The organism is Nocardiopsis potens DSM 45234 (assembly GCF_000341105.1).
Classification (GTDB): domain Bacteria; phylum Actinomycetota; class Actinomycetes; order Streptosporangiales; family Streptosporangiaceae; genus Nocardiopsis_A; species Nocardiopsis_A potens.
The window spans coordinates 1-1,301 of the sequence record NZ_ANBB01000120.1 but is presented as its reverse complement, the minus strand read 5'-3'; the positions used below and the strand labels follow the sequence as shown (position 1 = coordinate 1,301).

General features: G+C 73.0%; 1 protein-coding gene. It reads right to left on the bottom strand.

Going from position 1 to position 1,301, the window contains the following annotated elements; translation table 11 throughout:
- Positions 1–41: 41 nt before the first annotated feature.
- Positions 42–1,256: an IS30 family transposase gene (locus tag D459_RS0130165; RefSeq protein WP_026120892.1), complete on the bottom strand. Its 1,215-nt coding sequence runs from the start codon at positions 1,254–1,256 to the stop codon at positions 42–44.
- Positions 1,257–1,301: the final 45 nt, after the last annotated feature.

Genomic DNA, 1,301 nt, shown 5'->3' with positions numbered 1-1,301 from the left:
CGGCGGTTTCTAGGGGTCGTCGCAACACCGGGTTGGTTCGTTCAGGCCGTGAGCAGTTTATGCAGGCGCTCGGCCGGGGTCTGCCAGCCGAGCGTTTTGCGTGGGCGGCCGTTGAGTTCGGCGGCCACGGCGTCGAGGTGTTCGCGGGTGTGGACGGCCAGGTCGGTGCCTTTGGGGAAGTACTGCCGCAGCAGCCCGTTGGTGTTCTCGTTGGAGCCGCGCTGCCAGGGGCTGGCCGGGTCGCAGAAATAGACCGGGACGTCGGTGGCCAGGGTGAAGGAGCCGTGGGCGGCCATCTCGGCGCCCTGGTCCCAGGTCAGTGAGCGCACCAGGTGCGCGGGCAGGGTCCGGGCGGTTTCCACGAGGGCGTCGCGGACGTGCTCGGCGGTGCGGCCGCCGGGCAGGTGCAGCAGCATCACGTAGCGGGTGGCGCGTTCGACCAGGGTGCCGATGGCCGAGGCCCCGCCCTTGCCGATGATCAGATCGCCCTCCCAGTGGCCGGGCAGTGCCCGGTCGGCGGCCTCGGCGGGCCGGTCGCTGATCATGACCATGGGGGTGGAGAAGCGCGGGGTGCGCTGCCGGGCCTGGCGGCGGGGCCTGCGCCGGGCGCGGCCGGTGCGCAGGGCGCGGGCCAGCTCGCGGCGCAGCTCTCCCCGGCCCTGCAGGTAGAGGGCCTGGTAGATCGTCTCGTGGACCACGCGCATCTCCGGCCGCTGGGGGAACTGGGTCCGTAGGGCCTGGCAGATCTGCTCCGGGCTCCACCGCTTGGTCAGGCGGTCCTGGATGAAGTCTCTCAGTTCGGGGGTCCGGCCGATCTTGCCGGGCTTGGGGCGGGGCCGGCGGGCGTCGGCGCGGGCCTGGGCCGCGTGCGGCCGGTAGCGGCCGTTGCCGGGGTGGCGGTTGCGGCGGATCTCGCGGCTGACGGTGGAGGGGCTGCGGCCCAGCTCGGCGGCGATCGCGCGGACGGTGGCGCCCTCGCGCAGCCGGTCGGCGATGTGGATGCGGTCGGACTCGCGCAGGTAGCGCGAGGGGCCGGGCGGGGGCGGTGCCGCGGTGATCGGTGGCGCCCCGGCGCTCCGGCCGGACGGGGCGCGGCCGTTGCGCCACCGCCTGCCTGTGCGGGGGTTGATGCCGAGGGTTCGGCACGCCTCTGCGTTGGTGAGGCCTTGTCGCATGAGTCGAAGGTAGAGGCCTCGTTCTTCGCTCAGGGGGCGGCGTCCCTGTTTGAGCGAGCGGTTTCGGATCTTGAAGTCCATCGCATTCCCCGGTCCGGGGTGTTGCGACGACCGCTAGAACTCAAG